This window comes from Paenibacillus agaridevorans (genome assembly GCF_003112455.1).
Lineage (GTDB): Bacteria > Bacillota > Bacilli > Paenibacillales > Paenibacillaceae > Pristimantibacillus > Pristimantibacillus agaridevorans.
Window position 1 is genome coordinate 88,576 of sequence record NZ_BDQX01000356.1, and the last position, 4,285, is coordinate 92,860.

The window sequence follows — 4,285 nt, forward strand, 5'->3', positions numbered from 1 at the left end:
GGCATTCAGGAATCCAAGGATGAGATCGTGACGCAAGCGGCTGCAACGTTAGGCTACCACGTCAACATCAAGGCCGGTACAAGCACAAGCCTTCTAAGCAAATACCCGATCCTCGATGTCGATGCGGATAAAGATTATTACCTGATAGAGGTCGAGCCGGGGAAGGCGGTGGCCATAGGCAATGTTCATTTAACGTCTTCCCCTTACGGCCCTTACAGCATTATGGACGGCAAGACGGCGGAGTCGGTCATGGCCGACGAACACCTGAAGCATATGGTCGAGATGCGCAATGCGTTCGGCAAGCTGCCCAAGCTTGCCGAGCAAGGCATGCCAGTCTTCCTGACGGGAGACTTCAACGTGCCGTCGCATCTGGATTGGACGGAGGCGAACAAAGACCGTTATTTCAATACGGTTATGGAATGGCCGGTGTCGAAGCGGCTGGAGCAATTAGGCATGGTCGACTCCTATCGGGCCATGCACCCTGACCCGGTCGCGACGCCGGGCATTACTTGGGCGGTCGAAGGCACCGAATGGAGAAAGCCGAAGGAAGTTTATGATCGGATTGACTATGTATATGCCGGGGGACCCGCAACCACGGTGGAAAGCAAGTTGGTCGGGGAGAAGGAAGTGTACGGCGGGCCGATCTCCTATGCGGATATCCAATTGGATGCATATTTGTCCGATCATCGCGCCGTCGTCTCGACGTTTAGCGTGAAGCCGCGCGATATTGCGGACTTGCAGTTGCCGGCAGCTCCCGAGCCGGAATTCGGCGGCACCTTGAGCTTGGATCAAGCGGTCGTGGATCGCGGGCAGCCGCTTACGATTCGCTACACGGGCGCCCAAGGCGGCAAGGATTGGATTGGCATTTATCGCGATGGCGAAACGCCTCAGAAAGGGACCAATGCCTGGAAATGGGGATACGTCGCTGGCATCCCGAACGGCACGATTACGATTACGGACGAAAGCGAGGGACGGAAGGAATACCCCAAACTGTCGGATTTGGCACCGGGCGACTATTACATTGCCTTTTTGCTGAACGACGGTTATACGGAGCATGCGGCTCGCTTCCCGTTCAAAATCGTCGACAAGCCCGGCACGCCTCAAGAGCTGGATGCCATCCGATTGATGAAAAAACGAGTCGTCGATTATTACATCTCCAGAGATATAATCAACGATGGCACGAACGGTCGGGTCGAATGGACCTTCAAATCGCAGGCGGGCACGTACTTGTCCAGTCAGAACGCCAATGGAAGCTGGAGCGATGTCGATTACGCCAGCACGCAGTCCAGCGCGAACGGCAGAGCCTGGTCGCCTTACCTTGCGCTGGATCGGTTGCAATCGATGGCGCAGGCGTTCGCCGACCCGGATGGTCCAAACTATCATAACGAAGCGCTGTTGGCAGGTATTCAAAAGGCGCTGGACCATTGGTTCACGGTCAAGCCGACTTCAACCAACTGGTGGGAGACCGGAATCGGCAAGCAGCTTAGATTGGGCAAAATCGCTTTGCTGCTCGAAGGTTATTTGACGGCAGAGCAAGCCGCGAACATTATCGACACGATGGACAGCAAGCCGCATACGGTCGATGGAGCGAACTCGTCCTGGTACAATCAAAACTATATGTATCGCGGCCTATTGCTGGAGGATCCCGTAATCGTACGGAACGCGATAGAGGCGTTTAACGTGTTGTCCAACGTGACGACGACGGTGACGGGCATCCAGTCGGATATGTCTTTCTTCATGCATGGCAAAACGAATTATACGACGGGCTATGGAAGAAGCTTCGCCAGAGACATGTCGTTCTGGGCGTATGTTTCCTCGGGCACCATGTTCGCTTACAGCCCGGCGGCTATCGATTCGTTATCGTCCTACTTGTTGGACGGCACCAGATATCTCGTAAGAGGCGACGTTGCCGATCTCGGAATGGGGATGAACGGTCCCGAGTGGCCGGGCTATGAAAGCGCGGCGTTGACCTTCTATGAAGATCCGCTGCAATGGATGCAGGAAGCGAATCCGAAGCGGGCCGCCGAGTTTGCGAGTTTCCTTGCGAATATTCGCGGTATCGGCACGAGCACAAGCAACGGACTGAACGCCAACAATATGACGCAATGGCAGACGCTGGTATCCTCCCATATGCGGAGCGACTACGGCATTACGGTCAAGATGTCTTCCAGCACGGTCAAAGGCGGTGAATGGCGAACGATTAATCCCGATGGATATAATCTGCTGCACTGGACGCCGCAAGGCGCCACCGCTATTCAACGAACCGGCGACGAATACAGAACGATCTATCCGCTTATGGATTGGACTCATGTTCCAGGTACGACGGCACCGAATTATTTGACAAAAGACGGGAATTACAACAATCCCAGAACGTTTGTCGGCGGGGTCACCAATGAGCGCTATGGCGCTACCGCGTTTGACTTCAACAAGCTGGGCACAAGCGGGAAGAAGGGGTACTTCTTCTTCGACGACGAAATGGTGGCGCTCGGCGCGGCAATCGCTTCGACGAATGCCAATCCGGTTCACACGACCTTGAATCAAAGTTTGGCGGTCGGAGACGTCATCGTAGACGGGCAAGTCATAGCGGAAGGCACGCAGCAAACGAGCGGACGCTGGGCATATAACGATCGGATCGGCTACATCTTCCCGAATTCGACGGAATTCCGCGTGAAGCTGGAGACAAAAACCGGAAGCTGGAGCGATGTTGTCACGGGCAGCTCGACGGCGCCGATCACGAAGCCGATTTTCTCCATGTGGCTCGATCATGGCGTGAAGCCGGCGGACGCGTCCTACCAGTACATCGTATTGCCGAACAAAACGGCCGAACAGGTCGGCCGATATGCCAATGACAATCCGATCCGCGTTCTATCGAATACGTCCGCGGTTCAGGCTGTTCGGCATCAGGAGCTCGGCATGGCGCAAATGTTGTTTTATCAACCCGGGACGGTGACGGTGAGAGACGGCTTGACGGTTGCGGTGGATAAGCCGGCCATGGTCATCGTCGACGAATCCGCGTCCCCTGTCCGCATTTCCGTCGCCAACCCCGAAACGCCGGGGATTACGGTAAACGTGACGCTGGACCGCAACGGAGAAACGACCACGACGAGCTATACGCTTGGCAAGGATACGTTCACGGGCCGCAGCATCACCTTGAACGAGGCAGAATCCATCGACGATAGGGGATTCGATCTCGCTTACGATAAGGGAGCGACGGCTTCATCCAGCAAAGGCAATCTGCATGCTTCCAATGCAACGGATATTTACAAAACATCGTATTGGGGTTCGGACGCTGCGGATGGGGAATGGATCTATGTCGATTTGCAGAAGACGTATTCGATTCATAAAGTTCGGCTGAATTGGGGAGAGGCGTACGGCAAAGCCTACAAGATCCAAGTCTCGAGCGATGCCGCGGCCTGGACGGACGTTTATACGGCTTCGATGGGCGACGGCGGCATCGACGACATTGCGTTCAAGCCGGCCGAAGCCAGATACGTTCGAATGCAGGGGGTTAAGCAGGGGAACGGCAACGGCTACTCGCTTCATGAATTTATCGTATACGAAGCGGTTCCGCCCAATCTGGCGGAAGGCATGACGGTCGTGGCAAGCTCGACCAGGGCGGCGGACGTGGCGGCCGGCAATGCGGTCGACGGCTCGCTCAGCAGCCGCTGGGGGTCGAATTATTCCGATGCCCAGTGGATCTACGTCGATCTTGGCGCAAGACGGCCGATCGAGAAGGTCGTGCTGCATTGGGAAGCCGCGTACGGGAAGGAGTATCGGATCGAGGTATCCGACAACGCTGCGGACTGGACGACCGTTCACAGCACCGCGACCGGAAGCGGCGGCATCGAAGAGATTTCCTTCGAACCGGTGAATGCCAGATATGTGCGCATGTTAGGCATCAAACGAGGAAGCAATTACGGCTATTCGCTGTGGGAATTCAAGGTGTTCGGAGCGCTGGCCACCGTTCCGGACGCTCCCGCCGATGTGCAGGCCGTCGGTTATGACGGCTTCGCCGAAGTCAGCTTTGCGGCGCCGACCGACACAGGCGGAAGCGAAATTACAGGCTATACGGTAACGGCTTGGACGGATGGAGAACCTTTCGCGTCGGCGGAAGGGGAGGTAAGTCCCATTATCGTTCCCGGTTTGACCAACGGAACTGCCTATACCTTCACCGTCGTCGCGATGAACGCGCAAGGCGCTTCGGCGGCATCCGAGCCGTCGAACACGGTCGTTCCGTCGTCCGAAGGACCGCCGATCCCGGCAGCGCCGGCCCGCCTGACCAGCG

The 4,285-nt window shown here is 56.5% G+C and carries 1 protein-coding gene; it reads left to right on the top strand.

All coding sequences use genetic code 11. From position 1 onward, the window contains the following. The coding region (locus tag PAT3040_RS27725) for a polysaccharide lyase family 8 super-sandwich domain-containing protein (protein WP_108995231.1) at positions 1 to 4,285 on the top strand (4,285 nt) is incomplete at both ends.